Annotated in this window: 15 protein-coding genes and 5 tRNA genes; 15 read left to right on the plus strand and 5 right to left on the minus strand. The window is 68.7% G+C overall.

From position 1 onward, the window contains the following. The first annotated feature begins 168 nt into the window (after positions 1-168). From ytfR to J2Y49_RS18770, 10 genes are all read left to right on the plus strand, one after another. Positions 169-1,737 carry a galactofuranose ABC transporter, ATP-binding protein YtfR gene (gene ytfR, locus J2Y49_RS18725; protein WP_310116386.1) on the plus strand — a complete coding sequence of 523 codons (1,569 nt, stop codon included), beginning with the start codon at positions 169-171 and terminating at the stop codon, positions 1,735-1,737. Next, complete coding sequence (locus J2Y49_RS18730) at positions 1,734-2,792, plus strand: ABC transporter permease (RefSeq protein ID WP_310116387.1); 1,059 nt, start codon at positions 1,734-1,736, stop codon at positions 2,790-2,792. The genes ytfR and J2Y49_RS18730 overlap by 4 nt, the downstream gene beginning before the upstream one ends. After that, positions 2,789-3,775 (plus strand): galactofuranose ABC transporter, permease protein YjfF, encoded by a 987-nt coding sequence (gene yjfF, locus J2Y49_RS18735; protein WP_310116388.1) that lies wholly within the window; start codon positions 2,789-2,791, stop codon positions 3,773-3,775. Before J2Y49_RS18730 ends, yjfF begins: the two co-directional genes overlap by 4 nt. Next, on the plus strand, positions 3,775-4,806 hold the full coding sequence (locus tag J2Y49_RS18740; protein WP_310116389.1) for an aldose epimerase family protein: 1,032 nt from the start codon (positions 3,775-3,777) through the stop codon (positions 4,804-4,806). Before yjfF ends, J2Y49_RS18740 begins: the two co-directional genes overlap by 1 nt. 107 nt (positions 4,807-4,913) lie before the next feature. Further along, positions 4,914-6,557 carry a phospholipase D-like domain-containing protein gene (locus J2Y49_RS18745; RefSeq protein WP_310116390.1) on the plus strand — a complete coding sequence of 548 codons (1,644 nt, stop codon included), beginning with the start codon at positions 4,914-4,916 and terminating at the stop codon, positions 6,555-6,557. A 74-nt stretch (positions 6,558-6,631) separates the two neighbouring features. Continuing rightward, positions 6,632-6,718, plus strand: a tRNA-Leu gene (locus J2Y49_RS18750). 38 nt (positions 6,719-6,756) lie between these two features. Next, positions 6,757-6,832 (plus strand) — tRNA-Ala (locus J2Y49_RS18755). Positions 6,833-6,905: 73 nt separating this feature from the next. Next, a tRNA-Asp gene (locus tag J2Y49_RS18760) sits at positions 6,906-6,982 on the plus strand. Positions 6,983-6,986: 4 nt separating this feature from the next. Continuing rightward, positions 6,987-7,061, plus strand: a tRNA-Gly gene (locus tag J2Y49_RS18765). Between the two features lie 29 nt (positions 7,062-7,090). After that, positions 7,091-7,165 (plus strand) — tRNA-Val (locus tag J2Y49_RS18770). A gap of 60 nt (positions 7,166-7,225) precedes the next feature. Here the strand turns inward: J2Y49_RS18770 and J2Y49_RS18775 are convergent. The 4 genes from J2Y49_RS18775 to J2Y49_RS18790 all read right to left on the minus strand — a co-directional run bounded on the left by J2Y49_RS18775 (position 7,226) and on the right by J2Y49_RS18790 (position 12,506). Next, on the minus strand, positions 7,226-8,062 hold the full coding sequence (locus J2Y49_RS18775; RefSeq protein WP_310116391.1) for an aldo/keto reductase: 837 nt from the start codon (positions 8,060-8,062) through the stop codon (positions 7,226-7,228). 100 nt (positions 8,063-8,162) lie between these two features. Next, positions 8,163-9,827: a nitrate ABC transporter ATP-binding protein gene (locus J2Y49_RS18780; RefSeq protein WP_310116392.1), complete on the minus strand. Its 1,665-nt coding sequence runs from the start codon at positions 9,825-9,827 to the stop codon at positions 8,163-8,165. Positions 9,828-9,845: 18 nt separating this feature from the next. Then, positions 9,846-10,925 (minus strand): ABC transporter permease, encoded by a 1,080-nt coding sequence (locus tag J2Y49_RS18785; RefSeq protein ID WP_310116393.1) that lies wholly within the window; start codon positions 10,923-10,925, stop codon positions 9,846-9,848. 189 nt (positions 10,926-11,114) lie between these two features. Further along, positions 11,115-12,506, minus strand: coding sequence for a CmpA/NrtA family ABC transporter substrate-binding protein (locus J2Y49_RS18790; RefSeq protein ID WP_310116395.1), 1,392 nt, complete (start codon positions 12,504-12,506; stop codon positions 11,115-11,117). A gap of 811 nt (positions 12,507-13,317) precedes the next feature. On the opposite strand from J2Y49_RS18790, the gene nirB reads away from it, so the two are divergent. The 4 genes from nirB to cobA all read left to right on the plus strand — a co-directional run bounded on the left by nirB (position 13,318) and on the right by cobA (position 19,853). Continuing rightward, positions 13,318-15,825 carry a nitrite reductase large subunit NirB gene (gene nirB, locus J2Y49_RS18795; protein ID WP_310116526.1) on the plus strand — a complete coding sequence of 836 codons (2,508 nt, stop codon included), beginning with the start codon at positions 13,318-13,320 and terminating at the stop codon, positions 15,823-15,825. Between the two features lie 6 nt (positions 15,826-15,831). Continuing rightward, positions 15,832-16,239: a nitrite reductase small subunit NirD gene (gene nirD / locus J2Y49_RS18800; protein WP_310116396.1), complete on the plus strand. Its 408-nt coding sequence runs from the start codon at positions 15,832-15,834 to the stop codon at positions 16,237-16,239. Continuing rightward, positions 16,232-18,913: a molybdopterin-dependent oxidoreductase gene (locus J2Y49_RS18805; RefSeq protein WP_310116397.1), complete on the plus strand. Its 2,682-nt coding sequence runs from the start codon at positions 16,232-16,234 to the stop codon at positions 18,911-18,913. The genes nirD and J2Y49_RS18805 overlap by 8 nt, the downstream gene beginning before the upstream one ends. 166 nt (positions 18,914-19,079) lie before the next feature. Further along, complete coding sequence (gene cobA / locus J2Y49_RS18810) at positions 19,080-19,853, plus strand: uroporphyrinogen-III C-methyltransferase (protein ID WP_310116398.1); 774 nt, start codon at positions 19,080-19,082, stop codon at positions 19,851-19,853. Here cobA and J2Y49_RS18815 read toward each other — a convergent pair. Next, positions 19,770-20,537, minus strand: coding sequence for an NlpC/P60 family protein (locus tag J2Y49_RS18815; protein ID WP_310116399.1), 768 nt, complete (start codon positions 20,535-20,537; stop codon positions 19,770-19,772). The genes cobA and J2Y49_RS18815 overlap by 84 nt on opposite strands. A gap of 240 nt (positions 20,538-20,777) precedes the next feature. Between J2Y49_RS18815 and J2Y49_RS18820 the strand changes: the two genes are divergently transcribed. Continuing rightward, positions 20,778-21,857: a saccharopine dehydrogenase C-terminal domain-containing protein gene (locus tag J2Y49_RS18820; RefSeq protein ID WP_310116400.1), complete on the plus strand. Its 1,080-nt coding sequence runs from the start codon at positions 20,778-20,780 to the stop codon at positions 21,855-21,857. Positions 21,858-21,974: the final 117 nt, after the last annotated feature.

Here is a 21,974-nt window from a genome sequence, read left to right on the forward strand (position 1 = left end):
CCCGCCGCGAAGCGGTGGGAAGGGTGAGGGGTAGCGCAAGGAACCATGCGCTTCCGGATTCTTGGACTCCCCCTCACCCTCCCCACTTCGTGGGTCCCCTCCCTCTCCCGGGGCGGGAGAGGGCTTCGATTCCCCACACTTTCCATTGCGCATCCGGCGAGGTCCGTCATGACGGCGTCCACCGCTCCTCCCTCCGCCCCGTTGCTGGCGATCCGTGGGCTGTCGAAGGCCTTCCTCGGCGTCCAGGCGCTCGACGGCGTCGATTTCACCCTGCGCCATGGCGAGATCCACGCGCTGCTGGGCGAGAACGGCGCCGGCAAATCGACGCTGATCAAGACGCTGACCGGCGTCTATCAGCGGGATTCCGGCACCGTGGCGCTGGAGGGGCGGGAGATCGCGCCGCGCGGGGTGGAGGAGGCGCAGCGCCTGCACATCGGCACCGTCTATCAGGAGGTGAACCTGCTGCCCAACCTGTCGGTGGCGGAGAACCTGTTCCTGGGCCGCCAGCCGATGCGCTGGGGGCTGGTCGACCGCGGCGCCATGCGGCGGCGGGCGCGTGCCATTCTGATGCCCTATGGCCTGTCCATCGACGTGACGGCCCCGCTCGGGCGGTTCTCGGTGGCGACGCAGCAGATCATCGCCATCGCCCGCGCGGTCGACATGTCGGCCAAGGTACTGATCCTCGACGAACCCACCGCCAGCCTCGATGCGCAGGAGGTGGCCGTGCTGTTCAAGGTGATGCGCACCCTGCGCTCGCGCGGGATCGGCATCGTCTTCGTCACCCATTTCCTCGATCAGGTCTATGAGGTCTGCGACAGCATCACCGTGCTGCGCAACGGCCGGCTGGTGGGGGAGCGGCGCACGGCCGACCTGCCGCGCTTCGACCTCGTCGCCATGATGCTGGGGCGGGAGCTGGAGGAGGCGGCCCACCGCATCGATATCGGCCCGGCGGAGGTGGACAGCCGCCCGCCGCTGGCCAGTTTCAAGGGATTCGGCAAGTCGCGCAGCGTGGAGCCCTTCGACCTCGACATCCGGCCCGGTGAGGTGGTGGCGCTGGCCGGGCTGCTGGGATCGGGACGGACCGAGACGGTGCGGCTCGTCTTCGGCATGGACCGCGCCGACCAGGGCGAGGCGACGGTCGACGGCAGCCCGGTGCGGCTGAAGGGGCCGCGCGACGCCGTGCGGCTCGGCTTCGGCTTCTGCCCGGAGGACCGCAAGAAGGAGGGGATCGTCGGCGAGCTGTCGGTGCGCGAGAACATCATCCTGGCGCTCCAGGCGCGGCAGGGCTGGCTGAAGCCGATCCCGCGCCGCCGCCAGGAGGAGATCGCCGACCGCTTCATCCGCCTGCTCGACATCCGCACGCCGGACGCCGAGCGGCCGATCCAGCTGCTGTCCGGCGGCAACCAGCAGAAGGCGCTGCTGGCGCGCTGGCTGGCGACCGAACCGCGCCTGCTGATCCTCGACGAGCCGACGCGCGGCATCGACGTCGGAGCGCACGCCGAGATCATCCGCCTGATCGAGCGGCTGTGCGCCGACGGCATGGCGCTGCTGGTGGTGTCGTCCGAACTGGAGGAGATCGTCGCCTACAGCCGCCGCGTCGTCGTGCTGCGCGACCGCCGCCATGTGGCGGAACTGAGGGGAGGGGAGGTCAGCGTGGAGCGCATCGTCGCCGCCATTGCGTCGGAGACGCCGAATGCCATCCCGTCTGAATCGAAAAGCGGTGAGGTGCGGCAATGACGCTGTCCGCTCCCGGTCCGGCGCGCAACCTGCCGCAATATGGCGCGCTGATCGCCGTCCTGCTGGCCAACTGGCTGCTGTTTCCCGATTTCTTCGCCATCCGCCTGCAGGACGGCCGGCTGTTCGGCAGCCTGATCGACGTACTGAACCGCGGCGCCCCGGTGGCGCTGCTCGCCATCGGCATGACGATGGTCATCGCCACCCGCGGTGTCGATCTGTCGGTCGGCGCCGTCATGGCGATTTCCGGCGCGGTCGCCGCCACCATGACCGGGGCGGGGTGGAGCCTGCCGGTGGTGTTGGCGGCGTCGCTAGCCGCCGGGCTGCTGTGCGGGCTGTGGAACGGCCTCTTGGTGGCGGTTCTGCGCATCCAGCCGATCATCGCCACCCTGATCCTGATGGTCGCCGGGCGTGGCATCGCCCAGCTGATCACCGAGGGGCAGATCGTCACCTTCACCAGCCCGGCGCTCGCCTTCATCGGCAGCGGGGCCTTCCTGACCGTGCCGATGCCGGTGGTCCTCACCATCCTCGTGCTGGCGGTGACGGCTCTGCTGGTGCGGGCGACCGCACTGGGGCTGATGATCGAGGCGGTCGGCATCAACCGGCTGTCCAGCGCCGGGGCCGGCGTCAACACGCCGGTGGTGCTGGTCGCCGTCTATGTCTGGTGCGGGCTGTGCGCGGCGGTGGCCGGGCTGATCGTCACCGCCGACATCCGCGGTGCCGACGCCAACAATGCCGGGCTGTGGCTGGAGCTGGACGCCATCCTGGCGGTGGTGGTCGGCGGCACCTCGCTGCTGGGCGGGCGCTTCGGGCTGGTACTGTCGGTGGTGGGCGCGTTGATCATCCAGGCGATGAACACCGGCATCCTGCTGAGCGGCTTCAAGCCGGAATTCAACCTGATCGTCAAGGCGGGTGTCCTGATGGTCGTCCTGCTGCTGCAATCGCCGACGCTGACCCTGTTCCTGCCGCGCCCGAAGGGAGCGCGGCCGATGGGCACGGTCAAGCCGCCGGTGGCGCCGCCGCCGGTTGCGCCGAGGAGCGGAGGGGCGAAACCATGACCGGAGCACTCCAGCGGTTCCTTCCGCTGATCGTCACCACCGCCGTGCTGGTGGTCGGATTCCTGATCTGCGCGGCGCAGTTCCCCAACTTCGCTTCCTGGCGGGTGGTGGGCAACCTTTTGACCGACAACGCCTTTCTCGGCATCACCGCGGTCGGCATGACCTTCGTCATCCTGTCGGGCGGGATCGACCTGTCGGTCGGTGCGGTGATCGGCTTCACCACCGTGCTGCTGGCCGTGCTGATCGAGCATGGCGGCTGGCACCCCGTCCCCGCCTTCGCCGTGGCGCTGATCGTCGCCGGTGCCTTCGGGGCGGCGATGGGCGGGGTGATCCATGTCTTCCGGATGCCGCCCTTCATCGTCACGCTGGCCGGCATGTTCATCGCCCGCGGGCTGGGCTTCGTCCTGACCACCGATTCGGTGCCGATCAACCACCCGTTCTATGGCGAGATGAACGACATGGCGCTGCGCTTCGGTTTCGGGCTGAAGCTGAGCCTGCCGGCGCTGCTGATGCTGGGGGTGGTGGTCGCTGCGGTGGTGCTGGCGCATTGGACGCGCTTCGGTGCCAACCTCTACGCGCTGGGCGGCAACCGCCAGTCGGCGGAGCTGATGGGCGTGCCGGTCGGGCGGACGACGGTGGCGGTCTATGCCCTGTCCGGGCTGCTGGCCGGGCTGGCGGGGATCGTCTTCTCGCTCTACACCGGCGCCGGCTATTCGCTGGCGGCGACCGGGGTGGAGCTGGACACCATCACCGCGGTGGTGATCGGCGGCACCCAGCTGACCGGCGGCTACGGCTATGTCGTCGGCACCTTCGTCGGCGTGCTGATCCAGGGGCTGATCCAAACCTACATCACCTTCGACGGCACCTTGAGCAGTTGGTGGACCAAGATCGCCATCGGTGTTCTGCTGTTCGTGTTCATCCTGTTGCAGAAGGGTCTGCTGACGGTCTGGGCCGGCCGCGGCGGCGAACCGGCGGAGGCGTGATGCCCATCGAGAGTTTCCTGTTCGATACCCTTGAGGGCCGTCCGGTGGAGGGCTTCACCCTCTCCGCCGGCGGGCTGGAGGCGACGGTGATCGCCCATGGCGCCCGGCTGGTGCGGATGACGGTGCCCGGCCGCGATGGAACCAGCGCCGACGTGGTTCTGGGCTTCGACCGGGTGGCCGACTATCTGGCGAGCGACGCCTATTTCGGCGCCACCTGCGGCCGTTACGGCAACCGCATCGGCGGGGCGGCCTTCTGGCTGGATGGCGTGCGCCATGAACTGGCCGTCAACGAGCCGCCGAACCAGCTGCATGGCGGGCCGGAGGGCTTCGACCGGCGGATCTGGGATGCGACGGCGGAGGAGGCGGAGAACGCCGTCATCTTCACGCTCGTCTCGCCGGACGGCGACCAGGGCTATCCCGGAACGCTGACGGCGACGACGCGCTACCAGCTGAGCGACGACGGCGTGCTGGACATCCGCATGACGGCGACGACCGACCGGCCGACCATCGTCAACCTCGTCCATCATAGCTATTGGAACCTCGGGGGCCACGCCACGGGCGACCTCCGCGACCATCGGCTGACGGTGCAGGGCGGCTTCACCACGCCGGTCGGCGCCGCCCTGATCCCGACGGGGGAGGTGCGGCCGGTGGACGGCACCCCCTTCGACCTGCGTGGTGGTATAGGGCTGGATGACGCGCTGGAGGCGGTCGGCGGCCTCGGCTTCGACCACAACTGGTGCCTTGAGGGGCCGGCGGGGGAGCTGCGGCCGGTGGCGGTGCTGGAGCACCCGGCCTCGGGCCGGCGGATGGAGCTGGCGACCGACCAGCCGGGCCTGCAGGTCTACACCGGCGGCTATCTCAGCGAGCAGGTGGTGGGGAAAGGCGGGCAGCGTTATCGCCGCTTCGCCGGGCTGGCGCTGGAAAGCCAGCGTTTTCCCGGCAGCCCGAACATCGGCCATTTCCCGTCGGCCCGGCTGGACCCCGGCGAGACCTACCTGCACCGCATGCAGCTGCGATTCCGGGCGGGCTGAGCGGAAAGCGGGGAACCGTCCACCGGCTTGCGGGGTTCATCGAAGGCACGGCAGCGGTTCCGCTGCTGCCATTGCCAAACCCCATCATGCCGGAAGGAAAGGTCGACATGGCCGCGACGCCGGACGCAGCCCGCCCAAGTCCCGTTTATCCGACCAGCCAAATCCCGGCGGGACCGATCCTGGTGCCCGGCCGGACCTGTTGGCGCGTGGCGAAGGCGGACCGGATGGCCGTCATCATCGACGCCGCCGCCTATTTCGCCAGGATCAAGGAGGCCATCCTCAACGCCCGCCACACGGTGATGCTGATCGGCTGGGATTTCGACACCCGGATCAAGCTGGAGCCGGAAGACCCGATTCCGAACGTGCCGAACGAGCTGGGCGATTTCCTGTCATGGATCGTCCGGACGCGGCCGGAACTGACCATCAACGTGCTGAAATGGGACTTGGCGGTTCTGAAGATGCCGTTCCGTGGCCGGACGCCGCTGGTCCTGCTCGACTGGATGAGCAGCCGGCGCCTGCGTTTCCGCCTTGATTCCGCCCATCCGCCCGGCGCCTGCCACCACCAGAAGATCGCCATCATCGACGATGCGCTGGCGTTTTGCGGCGGCATCGACATGACCACCGACCGCTGGGACACCCCCGAGCACCGCGACGACGATCCCCGCCGCGTGCGGCCGAGCGGCGAGCCCTACGGCCCCTTCCACGACGTGACCACCGCCGTCGACGGCGAGGCGGCGCGGGCGCTGGGCGAACTGGCGCGGGAGCGCTGGCGCCGGGCCACCGGCGACGCGCTGCTCCCGCCGCCGCCGACCGAAGCCCGTTGGCCGGAGGACCTGGAGCCTGACTTCCGCGACATCCCCGTCGCCATCGCCCGCACCGACCCGATGGCGGATGATGAAGGACGGGACAAGACCGGCAAGCGCGGCGTGCGCGAAATCGAGGCGCTGTATCTGGCCGCCATCGCCGCGGCCCGGCGGTTCATCTATCTGGAAAGCCAGTATTTCGCCTCGCAACGGATCGTCGGCGCCATCGCCGCCCGTCTGTCGGAGCCGGACGGGCCGGAGGTCGTGGTCGTCAATCCGGAACGCACCCCCGGTTGGGTGGAGGAGGAGGCGATGGGCAGCGCCCGCTCGCTGCTGGTCCAGCGCCTGCGCGCGGCCGACCCCCACGGTCGCTTCCGCATCCTGGCCCCGGTGACCGAAGGCGGGCAGGGCATCTATGTCCATGCCAAGGTTCTGGTGGTGGACGACCGCTTCCTGCGGGTGGGATCGTCCAACATCAACAACCGGTCCCAGGGGCTGGACACCGAATGCGACCTCGCCATCGAATGCCCGCCCAGCGATGGGCAGGAGGAGTCGGAGAACTGCCGCGCCATCCGCTCCGTCCGCACGCGGCTGATGGCAGAGCATCTGGGCGTGGCGGTGGAGGAGGTCGAGCGGACGGAGGAGGGGAGCGGCTCGCTGGTCGCCACCGTCGACCGTCTGATGCGCCCCGCCGGCCGGTCGCTCCGGCCGCTGGAGCCGGAACCGCTGAGCGAGGCGGAGGTGGCCCTGGTCGACGAGCGTCTGCTCGATCCCGACCGGCCGGAGCCGATGGCGAAGATCATCCTGCGCGGCGCGACGGTGTTCGGCGACGTGAACCGCACCACGCTGCGCATCGCCGCCGGGGTTGCCGCGGGTGCGGCGATCGGGCTCGGCCTTGCCGTCTGGGCCGGCCGGAAAGGGCGCCGCAAAAATTTTCGCGAAGAGTGAATTCTCTGCTTGCGGGCCGCGATCCATCCCGCTACATAAGCGCTCCCCGCGGCGCCCAACGCGGTGCGGGGAAAGCGCTTGTGGCGGAATTGGTAGACGCGCTAGGTTCAGGTCCTAGTGGCTGAAAGGCCGTGGGGGTTCGAGTCCCTCCAAGCGCACCAACACTCCAAGTGTTGGTGAAGGGTAGCAGAAGTATAGTGGGGCCATAGCTCAGCTGGGAGAGCGCTACAATGGCATTGTAGAGGTCAGGAGTTCGATCCTCCTTGGCTCCACCACTTCTGAAGGTTTGGGTAGAGTTTAGGTCTTGTCTATCGGGGTGAAGTCTTGTAAAAGGCGCCGCTCCTCAGCGCGGGTGTAGCTCAGTTGGTTAGAGCGCCGGCCTGTCACGCCGGAGGCCGCGGGTTCAAGTCCCGTCACTCGCGCCACTTTGCGGGCGTAGCTCAGGGGTAGAGCACAACCTTGCCAAGGTTGGGGTCGAGGGTTCGAATCCCTTCGCCCGCTCCATTACTGGAGCGACAGTTTTAGGTTCCCGTGGTCTCGTAGCTCAGCGGGAGAGCACTACGTTGACATCGTAGGGGTCACTGGTTCAATCCCAGTCGGGACCACCATTCTGAAGGCCGCCAACCGGAACGGGTTGGCGGCCTTCGCCATTTCTAGGCCTGCAATCCTCAAATCATCGCCAGCGGTTGCTTGCGCTTCGGCGGCGGGAAGGCCCGGTCAATCTCCGCGATGTCCTCGCCTGTCAGGGTCAGCTTCACGGCCTCGGCGTTCTCGATGGCGTGCGCCGTGGATCCCGCCTTGGGGATCGCGATCACGCCCTGCTGGCGCAGCGCCCAGGCCAGCGCCACCTGTGCCGGGGTGGCTTTGTGGCGCTTGGCCACCGCCAGCAATGCTGGGGAGCGCAGCAGGCGGCCGCCCTGGCCGATGGGGGAATAGGCCATCACCGGCATGCGCGCGGTGTGCTGGAAGGGCAGCAAATCGTATTCGATGCCGCGGTGTTCGGGGTTGTAGAGCACCTGATTGACGGCGCAACCGTGCAGGTCGGTGACCTCCCCCAACTCCTCCAGGTCGTCCACGTCGAAGTTGGAGACGCCCCAGCGGGCGATCTTGCCGGACTGGCGCAGCAGCTCGAACGCCTCGACCGTCTCCTCCAGCGGCACGCCGCCGCGCCAGTGCAGCAGGTAGAGGTCGATGCGGTCGGTCTTCAGCCGCTTCAGGCTGCGGTCGCAGGCCTTCACCGTGCCGATGCGGGACGCGTTGCTGGGCAGGACCTTGGTGACGATGAACAGGCCGTCGCGCCAGCCGGCGATGGCCTCGCCCACCAGTTCTTCCGATGCGCCGTCGCCGTACATCTCGGCGGTGTCGATCAGGGTCAGGCCGTGGTCGATGCCGGCCCGGATGGCGGCGATCTCCGCGGCACGGTCGCCGTGCCCCTCCGCCATCATCCAGGTGCCCTGGCCGAGAGCCGGAACGTCGGTGCCGTCCGGCAGGGTCACGCGCTTCATCTCTGGTCCCTCGTCGTCATCCCGAAAGACAACAAGCTGGCCCCGCGGGGCCAGCTTGTCCAATGCCTATTCGGTGGGATTTCCGGAAGATGGAAGCGGCTCAGGCCGCCTTCTTCGGCGCTCCGGCATGGCCGCCTTCCAGGAAGTTCAGCAACTCCTCGCGGTAGTCGTAATAGCGCGGGTGTTCCAGCAGGGCCTGGCGGGTGCGCGGGTGGGGGATGTCGACGGTCAGGACATGGCCGATCTTGGCATTGGGGCCGTTGGTCATCATCACCACCCGGTCGGCCAGCAACAGCGCCTCGTCCACATCGTGGGTGACGCAGACCGCGGTGACCTTGGTGCGCGCCCACACCTCCATCAGCACCTCCTGCAACTCCCAGCGGGTCAGGCTGTCGAGCATGCCGAAGGGCTCATCGAGCAGCAGGAGCTTGGGCGACAGGGCGAAGGCACGGGCGATGCCGACGCGCTGCTTCATGCCGTTGGACAGCTCCGACGCCTTCTTGTCCATACTGTCGCTTAAGCCCACGCGGACGAGATAGTAGCGGGCGATGTCGGCGCGCTCGCCCTTGTTCGCATGGGGAAATACGCGGTCGACGCCGAGCATGACGTTCTCGTAAGCGGTCAGCCAGGGGAACAGGCTGGGGGCCTGGAACACCACGGCGCGGTCGGGACCGGCGCCGTCCACCTCCTTGCCGTCCAGCACGATGCCGCCGCTGGTCACGTCGGCAAGGCCCGCGACCATCGACAGCACGGTGGACTTGCCGCAGCCGGAATGGCCGATCAGCGAAACGAACTCCCCCTTGCGCATCTTCAGGTCGAAGCCGTCCACCACGGTCAGCGGCCCCTTCGGCGTGGCGAAGGTCTTGGTCAGGCGGGTGAATTCCAGATAGCGGTCCTCCATCCCGCGCCCGCCCATCGCCTCGATATAGGCCTTGGGCGGGGGCGAGGCGGTGATCGGCTTCACGTCGGGCAGGATCAGGTCGTCATCGCCGCCGGTGCCGCGGGCGACGCCGACCTCCATCAGATAGGCGGTGACCTCGGCGCGCAGGCGCTTGAAATCCTCGTCATGGTTGACGGCGGTGCGGTCGCGCGGGCGGGGCAGGTCGACGGTGAAGGCGGGGCCGAGCGTGGCGTTCGGGCCGGGGGTCAGCGGGATGATGCGGTCGGCCAGCAGGATCGCCTCGTCCACATCGTTGGTGATGAGGATGACGGTCTTGCGGTCCTTGCGCCAGATCGCCTCGATCTCGTCCTGCAGCTTGGCGCGGGTCAGCGCGTCGAGCGCCGACAGCGGCTCGTCCAGCAGCAGCATCTCCGGGCTCATGGCGAGCGCGCGGGCGAAGCCGACGCGCTGGCGCATGCCGCCCGACAGCTCCTTCGGCCGGCGGTCGGTGGCGTGGCCGAGGCCGACCGTCTCCACCGCCCGGCGGGTCAGCACGCCGCGCTCGGCCGACGGCTTGGCCTTATGGACGGCGTCGACGGCCAGCGCGACGTTCTCCTTCACGCTGAGCCAGGGCATCAGCGAATAGGACTGGAAGACGAGGCCGCGCTCCGGGCCGGGGCTGGTCACTGGCTTGCCGCGATAGAGCACCTCGCCGGCGTCCGGCATCGCCAGCCCGGCGATCAGGTTGATCAGCGTCGACTTGCCGGAGCCGGAGAAGCCGACGATGGCGACGAACTCGCCCTCTTCGATCGACAGGTCGATGTCGCGCAGCACGGTGGTGCCACCATAGGACTTCGACACACCCTTCAGGTCCAGGATCGCCATGGCCGTCTTTTCCTTCGCTTAGCGGGCGGGGCTGTGGCTGACGGCGGACTGCAGCGCCAGCATCACGCGGTCGAGCAGGAAGCCGATCAGGCCGATGGTGAAGACCGCCACCATGATCTTGGCGAGCGAGTTGGAGGAGCCGTTCTGGAACTCGTCCCAGACGAACTTGCCGAGGCCGGGGTTCTGCGCCAGCATCTCCGCCGCGATCAGCACCATCCAGCCCACGCCCAGCGACAGCCGCAGCCCGGTGAAGATGTAGGGCAGGGCGGACGGCAGCACGAGGCGGCGCACCATGGTGAAGCCCGACAGCTGCAGCACCTTGCCGACATTCATCAGGTCGCGGTCGATGGAGGACACGCCGACCGCCGTGTTGATCAGGGTCGGCCACAGCGAGCACAGCGTGACGGTGATGGCGGAGGTCAGGAACGACTTCTCGAACAGCGGGTCGCTGCCCGACACGGTGGCGCTGACCACCATGGTGACCAGCGGCAGCCAGGCCAGCGGCGACACCGGCTTGAAGATCTGGATCAGCGGGTTGATCGCGGCGTTGACCGTCGGCGACAGGCCGCTCGCCACGCCCAGCGGCACGGCCACCAAGGCGCCCAGCAGGAAGCCGGTGAAGACCGTCTTCAGGCTGGTGACGATCTGGTCGAGGTAGGTCGGCTTGCCGGCATAGGGGCGGGTCTTCACCTCCGCCGCCGGGTCCTTCGCCAGGATCTCGGCGTTGCGCTTGGCCTGTCGGTCGTAGAAGGCTGCTTCCTTGGCGCGTTCGGCCTTGTGGTCGGCGTAGAGGTTGGTGGCCTGCTCCCACACCTGGGCCGGGCCAGGGATGGCGCCGAGGCTGGTCTGCACCTGCGGGGCGGCCCAGCCCCAGGCGGCGAGGAACAGCAGGATGGCGGTCAGCGGAATGCCCATCTGGCGCCACAGCTCGACGCCCTGCTGGCGCGGATTCTCGCCGGCGGCAAGCCGCAGCAGAGGCGCCAGCCAGCCGAGGCCGACGGTGTTCAGGGCGGAGGCGATGCGGTTCAGGGTGTGCGTGCGGCGCGCCTTGCGCTGGGCGCGGGCGAGGTCGGCGGAGGTGTCGGTCAGGCTGGTCATGGCGGGGTGTCCTGAGCTGTCGGCGGGCGTGGAGGCGTCGGCTACACGTGCCCCCACCCCGACCCTCCCCCGCTTCGCAGGGGAGGGGGCCTTATGGGGAGGCGGCGGCAGTCCCCTCCCCCGCGATCGGACCGACCTTCGGTCGGCCGAGGGCGGGGGAGGGTTAGGGTGGGGGCATAAGGCTGGCGCTCAGCCCCCCACCACCTGACCGGCCTCGACCTTCTGGTCGCCCTTCAGGCCGATGGGCTGCTTGGCGAGGTAGTCGTTCGGCTTGCGGCCGTCATAGGGGATGCCGTCGATGAAGCCGTTATCCACCGGCTTGTAGCCGTCGCTCTTCCACGGGAAGTCGGCTTCCCGGACCTTGCCTTCCTCGACCAGCAGCTTGGCGGCCTGGAGATAGACGTCGGGCTTGTAGACCTTGCGGGCGGTCTCGTCGTACCAAGCATCGGGCTTGGACTCGGCGATCTGGCCCCAGCGGCGCATCTGGGTCAGGTACCAGACGGCGTCGGAATAGAAGGGGTAGGTCGCGTTGTAGCGGAAGAAGACGTTGAAGTCGGGAACGTCGCGCTTGTCGCCCTTCTCATACTCGAAGGTGCCGGTCATCGAATTGGCGATCACCTTGGCGTCGGCGCCGACATATTCGGGCTTGGCCAGGATCTTCACCGCTTCGGCGCGGTTGGCGTTGTTGTTCTCGTCCAGCCACTGGGCGGCGCGGATCAGCGCCTTGACGACGGCGAGATGGGTCTTGGGGTTCTTCTTCGCCCAGTCGTCGGTGACGCCGAAGACCTTCTCCGGGTTGTTCTTCCAAATCTCGGTGTCGGTGATGACGGGGACGCCGATGCCCTTGATCACCGCCTGCTGGTTCCACGGCTCGCCCACGCTGTAGCCGTAGATGGTGCCGGCCTCCAGCGTCGCCGGCATCTGCGGCGGCGGGGTGACGGAGAGCAGCGCGTCGGCGCCGATCTGGCCCGACACGTCGGTCGGGCTGTAGAAGCCGGGGTTGATCCCGCCCGACGCCAGCCAATAGCGCAGTTCGTAATTGTGGGTCGAGACCGGGAAGACCATGCCCATGTTGAAGGGCTTGCCCTCCGCCTTGTATTGGGCGATCACCGGCTTCAGCGCGTCGGCCGTGATCGGATGGGCCGGCTTGCCGTCCGCACCCTTCGGCACGTTGGCCTTCATCTTTTGCCAGACGTCGTTCGACAGCGTGATGCCGTTGCCGTTCAGGTCCATGGAAAATGCGGTGACGATGTGCGCCTTGGTGCCGAAGCCGATGGTGGCGCCCAGCGGCTGGCCGGCCAGCATATGGGCGCCGTCCAGTTCGCCGGAAATCACACGGTCGAGCAGGACCTTCCAGTTCGCCTGCGGCTCCAGCGTGACGGAAAGGCCTTCATCCTCGAAAAAGCCCTTTTCGGCGGCGATGGCGAGCGGCGCCATGTCGGTCAGCTTGATGAAGCCGAGCTTCAGCTGGTCCTTCTCGACGTCGAGCGGCGCGGCGATGGCAGAGACGCCTGCCGTCAGGGCGATGACGGCAGCGGCGGATGCGAGAAGGTGGCGGAGGGTGGGAAGGGTCTGGGCCACGTCGGTTGCTCCATCTCTGAAATCCGGACCAGCGGTCGGGCATGCGACACCGGTGGCGATTTTCTGGGCAAATCCCGGACTGGCTGTTTTTCGGGCAGATGGTGGTGGAGCACCTTGGCCGTCGAAAGCGTCCAGCGGGATCGACCGGAAAAGCCCTGTTTAAAGGCCTGTCGATACCGGGGTCGGCAACACTGCCGGGGCTGGCCCATCATTGGACGCTTGGGATGCACGCACCGTCGTTGGCGCGTCTCTGGCCTCCCTCTTCGCAAGCCTCATGCCAAAGGATGGCTTTTGCCGAAAAATGGGCCGGAGCGGTTGATTCCTCTGGCTATGACCCGGCGGAAGGTATGAGGTGCCCGCCGCCACCATCGCGCCGCCTGCCGATTTTTGCGGCGCACACAAGTCTGCGTGGTCATGCTTTGTGCAATACCTAAGGATGATCCGAATTTAGGCACCTAGGTATCGGGTGCAAAGCAGGGCGCGACCCCGCGGAATCCTTGGAGTTTTCCCGAAGCCGTCCGCTTGCGAAGGGATTGGCACGCGGATTGCAAAGGGAGTGGCGAGACAACAGCGGGCGCCAGCAACGTCGCCAGTGCCCGCGACACCCGCCGAAACCGTGCGACGACGCGCGGAATTGGCTCTGGTTCGACGACGAACCGCCCGGACAACGGCGTCCGAACAGGTCTGCACCCATCTTCGCGAGTCACTCGCGGGGCAGGGACTCAGGCCCGTTCGGACGCCTTTCTTTTTGGCCCCGTGCCTGACTTTGCAGCAGGCCGGACACGATAGACGAGGCAGACGCGCCATGGACATGCATCTCTCATCGAACAACGGGCCCGCCGTCGAACTTAACGAGGCTGAACTGCGCAGTGCCGGCCCGGCCAGGGAGCGGCTGGTGGTTGTCGGCAACGGCATGGCCGGCATGAAGACGGTGGAAGAACTGCTGGCCAAGGCGCCGGGCCGCTACGAGGTCACCGTCTTCGGGGCCGAGCCGCATCCGAACTACAACCGCATCATGCTGTCGCCGGTGCTGGCGGGCGAGAAGACTTTCGACCAGATCGTGCTGAACAGCCGCGAGTGGTACGACGCCAACGGCATCACCCTGCTGACCGGCGAGCCGGTGGAGGGCATCGACCGCGAGGGCAAGACGGTCGTCTCGCAGTCCGGCCGCGTCGTTCCCTATGACAAGCTGCTGATCGCCACCGGCTCCATGCCCTTCATCATCCCGGTACCGGGATCGACCCTGCCGGGCGTCATCGGCTTCCGCGATCTGGCCGATGTCGACGCCATGCTGGCGGCGGCGGCCAAGGGCGGCCGCGCCGTGGTGATCGGCGGCGGGCTGCTCGGGCTTGAAGCCGCCAACGGCCTGCGGGTCAAGGGCATGGAGGTCACCGTCGTCCACCTGATGCCGACGCTGATGGAACGCCAGCTCGACCCGTCGGCCGGCATGCTGTTGCAGCGTGAACTGGAGCGCCGCGGCATCGAGGTGCTGACCGGCGCCGACACCGCCGAAATCGTCGGGGACGAGCGGGTCGGCGCGGTGCGGCTGAAGGATGGGCGCGAGCTGCCGGCCGACATCGTCGTCATGGCGGTGGGCATCCGCCCCAACATGGCGCTGGGCAAGGCGGCCGGGCTGGAGTGCGGGCGCGGCATCCGGGTGGACGACCAGATGCGCACCAGCGACCCGTCGATCTACGCGGTCGGCGAGTGCGTCGAGCATCGCGGCGTCACCTGGGGCCTTGTCGCCCCGCTGTTCGAAATGGCGAAGGTGCTGGCCCACGACCTCGCGGGCGGGGAGGGTGCCGCCTACACCGGCTCGGTCACCTCGACCAAGCTGAAGGTCACGGGCGTCGACGTGTTCTCCGCCGGCGATTTCTCGGGCGGGGCGGGGACCGAGGACATCGTGTTCCGCGACGCCGCCCGCGGCGTCTACAAGCGGCTGGTGCTGAAGGACGGCAAGCTGCTGGGCGCCGTGCTGTATGGCGACACCAAGGACGGCGCCTGGTACTTCTCGCTGCTGAAGGACGGCGCAGACGTGTCGGCCGAGCGCGACACCATGATCTTCGGCCAGGGCTTCGGCAGCGCCGATGCCGGCGACCCGAACGCCGCCATCGCGGCATTGCCCGACAGCGCCGAGATCTGCGGCTGCAACGGCGTCTGCAAGGGCGCCATCGTCAAGGCGATCACCGAGAAGGGCCTGACCAGCCTGGACGAGGTGAAGGCGCACACCAAGGCATCCGCCTCCTGCGGCGGCTGCTCCGGCACGGTGGAACGGCTGCTGGCGGTGACGCTGGGCGACGGCTTCACCGCGGCGCCCAAGGTCAAGCCGATGTGCAAATGCACCCACCACACCCATGACGCGGTGCGGGCGGCCATCGTCGACCGCGGGCTGAAGACTATGGCCGACGTGTTCCAGGCGATGGAATGGACGACGCCCGACGGCTGCGCGTCCTGCCGGCCCGCGCTGAACTATTACCTGCTGTGTGCGTGGCCGGGCGAGTACCGGGACGACTACCAGTCGCGCTACATCAACGAGCGCGCCCACGCCAACATCCAGAAGGACGGCACCTATTCGGTCGTGCCGCGCATGTGGGGCGGCCTGACGACTGCGGCGGAACTTCGTGCCATCGCCGATGTGGTCGACAAGTTCGCCATCCCCACCGTGAAGGTCACCGGCGGCCAGCGCATCGACCTGTTCGGCGTGAAGAAGGAGGATCTGCCGGCGGTCTGGGCCGATCTGAATGCCGCCGGGATGGTATCCGGCCACGCCTATGCCAAGGGGCTGCGCACGGTGAAGACCTGCGTCGGGTCGGAGTGGTGCCGCTTCGGCACGCAGGACTCGACCGGGCTGGGCGTGAAGCTGGAGCGGATGACCTGGGGCACCTGGACCCCGCACAAGGTCAAGCTGGCGGTGTCCGGCTGCCCGCGCAATTGCGCCGAGGCGACCATCAAGGATCTGGGCGTGGTGTGCATCGACAGCGGCTACGAGCTGCATGTCGGCGGCAACGGCGGCCTGCATGTCCGGGCCTGCGACCTGCTGGTCCGCGTCACCACCGAGGAGGAGGTGCTGGAATACACCGGCGCCTTCATGCAACTTTACCGCGAGGAGGCCCGCTATCTGGAGCGCACCGCGCCGTGGGTGGAGCGGGTCGGCCTCGACCACATCAAGGCGGCACTGGTCGATGATCCGGAGCGGCGGCGGGCGTTGAACGCGCGCTTCCTGTTCTCGCAGACCTTCTCGCAGGACGACCCGTGGGCGGAACGCGCCGCCAAGGGCGTCGACCGTCACGAATTCAATCTGCTCGCCGAAGTGGGGTAAGGGAACATGGACAGCATCATCATGGAAAACGCCGCCCCCGAAACCGCCATCTCCGAGATCGTCTGGACCCCGGTCGGCAGCATTGACGACATCCCCGTGCTGGGCTCGCGCGTCGTCCGCACCCCCGATGGCGACATCGCGCTGTTCCGCACGGCGCAGGATGAGGTCTTCGCGCTGGAGGATGCCTGCCCGCACAAGCAGGGGCCGCTGTCCCAGGGCATCGTCCATGGCCGCCGCGTCACCTGCCCGCTGCACAATTGGGTGATCGAGCTGGCGACCGGCGAAGCCGTCGCCCCCGACGAGGGCCGCACCGGCCATGTTCCGGTGCGGGTGGAGGGGCGCAGCGTCTCCCTCGCGCTCGGCGAGGCCAAGCTGTCGCGCGGCGGCTGCCGCAAGGCCTGCGGCCATGTTTGACGGAGCGGAGCCAACCTCCGGGCCGAAACGGGAGGTGAAGACCACCTGTCCCTATTGCGGGGTCGGGTGTGGGGTGATCGCGACGGTGGCGGCCGATGGTGCCGTCAGCGTGCGTGGCGATGCCGACCACCCGGCGAACCGGGGACGGCTCTGCTCAAAGGGATCGGCGCTGGCCGACACGCTGGTGCCGGAGGGGCGGCTGCTCCATCCCGAAATCGGCGATAAGCGCGTGTCGTGGGACGAGGCGCTTGACGAGGTGGCCCGGCGCTTTTCCGACACCATCGCCAAGCATGGTCCGGATTCGGTCGCCTTCTACGTCTCCGGCCAGCTGCTGACCGAGGATTACTACGTCGCCAACAAGCTGATGAAGGGCTTCATCGGCTCGGCGAACATCGACACCAACTCGCGGCTCTGCATGGCCTCGTCGGTGGTCGGGCACAAGCGGGGCTTGGGTGCCGATGCGGTGCCGGGGACCTACGAGGATTTCGAGAGCGCCGATCTGGTGGTGCTGGTCGGCTCCAACCTCGCCTGGTGCCATCCGGTGCTGAACCAGCGGCTGCTGGCGGCACGGGCCGGGCGCGACACGCGCATCGTCGTGGTCGATCCGCGCCGCACCGACAGCGTCGATGCCGCCGACCGCCATCTGGCGCTGAAGGCCGGAACCGATGCGGTGCTGTTCAACGGGCTGCTGGCCTATTTGGACGGCAACGGCCATCGCGATGCGGGCTTCACCGCCGCCCATGCCGAGGGGGTGGAGGAGGCGCTGGCCGCCGCCCGCGCCGATGCGCCGGATGTGGCTGCGGTCGCCCGCCGCTGTGGGCTGGAGGAGGCCGAGGTCGCCGCCTTCTATGCCGAATTCGCGGCGACCGGGCGGGTGGTGACGGTCTATTCCCAGGGGGTCAACCAGTCCTCCCAGGGAAGCGACACCGTCAACGCCATCCTGAACGTGCATTTCCTGACCGGGCGCATCGGCCGGCCGGGCTGCGGTCCTTTCTCTGTCACCGGGCAGCCGAACGCCATGGGCGGACGCGAGGTGGGCGGGCTGGCGAACCAGCTGGCCGCCCATATGGGCTTTACGGCGGAAGAGGTCGACCGGGTCGGCCGCTTCTGGAGCGCGCCGCGCATGGCGGACAAGCCGGGGCTGAAGGCGGTCGACCTGTTCCGCGCCATCGTGGCCGGGACGGTCAAAGCGGTGTGGATCATGGCGACCAACCCCGCCGTCAGCATGCCCGACGCCGGCCGGGTCCGCCGGGCGCTGGAGAAATGCGAGACGGTGGTGGTTTCCGACTGCATCCGCGACACCGACACCGGCCGCTTCGCCCATATCCGCCTGCCGGCCAAGGGCTGGAGCGAGAAGGACGGCACCGTCACCAACTCCGACCGCACCATCTCGCGCCAGCGGGCCTTCAAGGATGGGGAAGGGGAGGCGCGGGCGGACTGGTGGATCATGACCCAGGTCGCGCGGCGCATGGGGTTTGGCGACGCTTTTCCGTATGAAACCGCCGCCGCGGTGTTCCGCGAGCATGCGGCGCTGTCGGCGTTCGAGAATGGCGGGGCGCGGGCCTTCGACATCGGGGCGCTGGGCGGGCTGGACGATGCCGGCTACGACGCGCTGGCGCCCTTCCCCTGGCCCTGGCGGGTGGGGGGCGAGCCGCAGAAGCGGCTGTTCGGCGATGGCCGCTTCTTCACCGCGGACGGGCGCGCCCGGATGCTGGCGGTGACGGCGAAGCCGCTGCCGCGCAACCTGCCGGACGGGGCGCTGCTGCTGAACACGGGGCGGCTGCGCGACCAGTGGCACACGATGACCCGCACCGGTCTGTCGGCGCGGCTGTCGGCGCATGCGCCGGAGCCTCGGCTGGACATCCACCCGGCGGATGCGGCGGCGCGGGGGCTGGTCGATGGCGGGCTGGCCCGTATCGCCGCGGCGGCGGGGGAGGCGCTGGCGCGGGTGCGCGTCACCGATGCGCAGAGCGAAGGCACCATCTTCCTGCCGATGCATTGGACCGACCGCTTCACCGGCGGCTGCGTCATCGGCCGGCTGATCGACGACGAGGCGGTGGACCCGTTTTCCGGCCAGCCGGATCTGAAGCGGATGCCGGCGACGGTGGAGCCCTGGCGGCCGGACTGGACCGCCTTCCTGCTGACCCGCCGTCCGGTGGAGCCTGCCCATGGCGGCTATTGGGCGCGCCGCGCCGTGGCCGGCGGCCATCTAGTAGAGATGGCGGGGATCGGAGCGATTCCCGATCTTGCGGCTTGGCTGCCCGGTCTCGATCCGGCCGAGGCGGCGGTGGAGTTCCGCGACGAGGCGCGCGGCGGCTTGCGCATGGCCTGGGTGGACGGCGACCGGTTGGATGCCTGCCTGTTCGTCGCCGCCGACGGGCGTCTGCCGCCGCGCGGCTGGCTCGCCGGTCTGCTGGAGGCTGACGGGCTGGACGACGGCGCGCGGGCCGGGCTGCTCGCCGGTCGGGCGCCGGGTGCAGCCGCGGATGAAGGGCGGATCGTCTGCGCCTGTTTCAGCGTCGGCATCAACCGGCTGGTCGGCGCCATCCGTGACCGGCAGCTGACCAGCGTGGCGGAGATCGGTGCGGCGTTGAAGGCCGGCACGAATTGTGGTTCCTGCGTGCCTGAACTCAAGGAGGTGCTTCGTCATGCTCATCAGCGCGAAGTGGCGTGATGGTCTCGCGGCGTTGGCGCGCCTCTTGGTCCCGCGAATCGCGGGCGCCGGCGGCGGTGCCCCCACCCTGACCCTCCCCCGCTGGGCGGGGGAGGGGAACAGGTGCTTTGTCGGCGTTCGGCGGCAGTCCCTCCCCCGCCCAGCGGGGGAGGATAGGTGGGGGCAAGTGACGCTCGTCGGCGCCGGCCCCGGCGACCCCGACCTGCTCACCGTCGCGGCGGTGAAGGCATTGGCCGCCGCCGAGGTCGTGCTCTATGACGCGCTGGTCGGCGCCGGCATCCTCGACCTCGCCCATCCGAAGGCCGAGCGCATCTGCGTCGGCAAGCGGTCTGGCCGGCATTCGCTGCCGCAGGGGGAGATCAACGCGCTGATCGCCTTCCATGCGCAACGCGGCAAGCGGGTGGTGCGGCTGAAGGGCGGCGACCCGATGGTGTTCGGCCGCGCCGGCGAGGAGATCGAGCATCTCGACAGCCTCGGCATTCCGGTGCGCGTCATCCCCGGCATCACCGCGGCGCTCGGCTGTGCCGCTTCCACCGGCCTGTCGCTGACCAGGCGTGGGGTGTCGCGCGCCGTGACCTTCGTCACCGCCCATGGCCGCGACGGCGAGCGGTTCGAGCCCGACTGGGCGCGGTTGGCCGATCCGCAGGGCACGCTGGCGATCTATATGGGACGCGAGCAGGCGCGCGCCGTCGGCCAGGGGCTGACCGGGGCCGGGCTGCCGGCCGAAACGCCGGTGCTGGCGGTCGAGAATGGTTGCCGGCCCGACGAGCGGCGCTATTGGACGACGCTCGGCGAGATGGCGGAGCAGGGGGTAGCCGCCGGCAAGGGACCGACCCTGCTGCTGGTGGGGGAGGCGCTACGCCCGCGTCAGGTTGGGACGGCGCACTCCGTTGATCTCCGCGCGCTTGGCGACCTCGCTCAGCGGCTCGATCACGACTGACATGGTGAAGACGGTGGCGTGCAGCAGGTTCGTCCCGTCCACCATCAGCCCGACATGGCCGGGGAAGAAGACGATGTCGCCGCGTCGGTAGTCGACGCCGCGGCCATCGTCGGACACCCATGCCCCCAGCCGGTCATCCTTGCGCTGCATCCCGCTGCTGTGGTGTGAGACCACCCCGGCCGCCGCCATGGCGGTCAGCACCAGCCCGGAACAGTCGATGCCGAAGCTGCTGCGCCCGCCCCAGACATAGGGCGTTTCCAGAAAGCGCAGCGCGGTGGCGATGTGGTCGGTCGCGGGGGCCGCATCCACCAGCTCCAGCCATCCCGCGAACAGCCACAGCCCGTCGTCGGTGCCGACCCAGCCATTCTCGGCCCGGCCGTCTAGCGTCACCAGCGAGCCGAAGCTGAGCGTCGCCACCGGCGGCGCCCGGTGCGTCGGTCCGGGGTGCAGGTCGGCGCGCAAAGCCCGCACGCGGTGGGTGGGGGCAACCGCCTCCCGATGCGCGGTGCCCGGCGGCAGCCAGCCGACATGCCCGTCGAAGGCGTTCTCCGCCCGCAGCCAGCCGTCACGCTCCTCCAGAATGCGGAAACGCTCGCCACGGATCATCTCGCTGGTCTGGGGAACGCCGTTTTGCGGCTCCTCCAGCAGGACGGCATGCGGGGCGGTCAGTTGGCGGATCGTCATGGGTGCGGGCCGGATATGGGAAAACCGGCTGCGACCTTAGCGCCGCTGCCGAGATGGCGCGAGGGATAAAGCGCGTCCGTCATTTCAACGGACATCCCGTCATTCCAACGGAAATCTCCGGCGCTCCCGGCGCATTGCCCGGTTCTGCCTGGCCGCATCCGCCGACACCTTTTGTGTGCGAGCCAAATGGTCAGCGCGGCTCGCCAACACGGGACACGGCAGAACAGAGGAGCGGGAGACATGGCAACGATGAAGGTTCTGGTTCTGGGTGCGGGCAAGATCGGGTCGATGATCGGCACGCTGCTGTCCGAGACCGACGATTTCGCCGTCACCATCGGCGACCGGGACGAGGCGCTGCTGTACCGCGCCGAGCGTGCCGGGCTGCGGGTGACGCGGGTCGATGTGGAGGATCCGCACTCCCTGCGTGCCGCCATGGCCGGCCAGCATGCGGTGCTGAGCGCCTGCCCCTTCACGCTGACCCCGGCCATCGCCACCGCCGCCGTCGCGGCCGGCGCCCATTACCTGGACCTGACCGAGGATGTCGCCGCCACCCGCAAGGTGAAGATGCTGGCGGAGACCGCCGACACCGCGCTGATCCCGCAATGCGGCCTGGCGCCCGGCTTCATCTCCATCGTCGGGCATGATCTGGCCCGGCGTTTCGACGAGTTGCACAACCTGCATCTCCGGGTCGGCGCCCTGCCGCAATACCCGACCAACGCCCTGAAATACAATCTGACCTGGAGCACCGACGGGCTGATCAACGAATACTGCAACCCGTGCGAGGCCATCATCGACGGCCGTCCGCACGAGGTGATGCCGCTGGAGGGCGACGAGCGCTTTGCGTTGGACGGCGTCGATTACGAGGCGTTCAACACCTCGGGCGGGCTGGGCTCCCTGTGCGAGACGCTGGCCGGCAAGGTGCGGAACCTCGATTACAAGACGGTGCGCTATCCCGGCCACCGCGACATCGTCCGCCTGCTGATCCGCGACCTGCGGCTGGGCGAGCGACGCCACCTGCTGAAGGACGTGCTGGAGACCGCGGTGCCGCTGACCCTGCAGGACGTGGTGCTGGTGCTGGCGACCGCCACCGGCATGCAGGAGGGCGAATTGCGGCAGGAGACCTTCGCCACCAAGATCTACAGCAAGCCCATCGCCGGCCGCACCTGGAGCGCCATCCAGGTGACCACCGCCGCCGGCATCTGCGCCGTGCTGGACCTGCTGCGCGAGGGCTCCATCCCGCAGGCCGGCTTCATCCGGCAGGAACAGGTGCCGCTGGACGCCTTCCTGAACAACCGCTTCGGTCGGCATTACAAGGGCTGAGTGGGGGGCTGAGTCGGCATCGGCGCCGTGTGAGCCCTTTCGGGCCGCCGTTCCCGCGACGACGGGGACGGCGGCCCCTGACTGTAAGTATAAGAGATTGTCAGCAACAGGAACATT

This window comes from Azospirillum sp. BE72 (genome assembly GCF_031455875.1).
Lineage (GTDB): Bacteria > Pseudomonadota > Alphaproteobacteria > Azospirillales > Azospirillaceae > Azospirillum.

What these genes read in the sequence shown, in the direction of transcription:
- ytfR (WP_310116386.1), top strand. Translation starts at nt 169, where the DNA reads ATGACGGCGTCCACCGCTCCTCCCTCCGCCCCGTTGCTGGCGATCCGT.
- J2Y49_RS18730 (WP_310116387.1), top strand. Translation starts at nt 1,734, where the DNA reads ATGACGCTGTCCGCTCCCGGTCCGGCGCGCAACCTGCCGCAATATGGC.
- yjfF (WP_310116388.1), top strand. Translation starts at nt 2,789, where the DNA reads ATGACCGGAGCACTCCAGCGGTTCCTTCCGCTGATCGTCACCACCGCC.
- J2Y49_RS18740 (WP_310116389.1), top strand. Translation starts at nt 3,775, where the DNA reads ATGCCCATCGAGAGTTTCCTGTTCGATACCCTTGAGGGCCGTCCGGTG.
- J2Y49_RS18745 (WP_310116390.1), top strand. Translation starts at nt 4,914, where the DNA reads ATGGCCGCGACGCCGGACGCAGCCCGCCCAAGTCCCGTTTATCCGACC.
- J2Y49_RS18775 (WP_310116391.1), bottom strand. Translation starts at nt 8,062, where the DNA reads ATGAAGCGCGTGACCCTGCCGGACGGCACCGACGTTCCGGCTCTCGGC.
- J2Y49_RS18780 (WP_310116392.1), bottom strand. Translation starts at nt 9,827, where the DNA reads ATGGCGATCCTGGACCTGAAGGGTGTGTCGAAGTCCTATGGTGGCACC.
- J2Y49_RS18785 (WP_310116393.1), bottom strand. Translation starts at nt 10,925, where the DNA reads ATGACCAGCCTGACCGACACCTCCGCCGACCTCGCCCGCGCCCAGCGC.
- nirB (WP_310116526.1), top strand. Translation starts at nt 13,318, where the DNA reads ATGCATCTCTCATCGAACAACGGGCCCGCCGTCGAACTTAACGAGGCT.
- nirD (WP_310116396.1), top strand. Translation starts at nt 15,832, where the DNA reads ATGGACAGCATCATCATGGAAAACGCCGCCCCCGAAACCGCCATCTCC.
- J2Y49_RS18805 (WP_310116397.1), top strand. Translation starts at nt 16,232, where the DNA reads ATGTTTGACGGAGCGGAGCCAACCTCCGGGCCGAAACGGGAGGTGAAG.
- J2Y49_RS18815 (WP_310116399.1), bottom strand. Translation starts at nt 20,537, where the DNA reads ATGACGATCCGCCAACTGACCGCCCCGCATGCCGTCCTGCTGGAGGAG.
- J2Y49_RS18820 (WP_310116400.1), top strand. Translation starts at nt 20,778, where the DNA reads ATGGCAACGATGAAGGTTCTGGTTCTGGGTGCGGGCAAGATCGGGTCG.